The 255-nt window shown below is 74.9% G+C and carries 1 protein-coding gene; it reads right to left on the reverse strand.

What is annotated here, in order from left to right:
- The coding region (locus RMT89_RS44215) for a serine hydrolase domain-containing protein (RefSeq protein WP_315889402.1) at positions 1 to 255 on the reverse strand (255 nt) is incomplete at both ends.

The raw sequence follows: 255 nt of genomic DNA on the forward strand, positions 1-255 counted from the left end.
GGCCGCGCCGCGGCTTGCGCGGATCGAAGAACAGCGGGCGCTGTCCCAGCGCCTGCGGCAGCGGCTCGGCCACGCGACCGACCTCCGACGGTGGCACGGCAAACCATGTCTCGCGCATGCCGAGCGGCGCGAGCAGCGTGTCGTCCAGCACCTGCGCGAGGTCGCAGCCCATCGCGACCTCGAGCACGTGGCCGAGCACGTCGGTGGCGTGGCTGTAGTGCCAGACGCTGCCGGACGGGCGCCGCGTGCCGGCGG

This window comes from Streptomyces sp. P17 (genome assembly GCF_032436805.1).
Classification (GTDB): Bacteria; Actinomycetota; Actinomycetes; order Streptomycetales; family Streptomycetaceae; genus Streptomyces.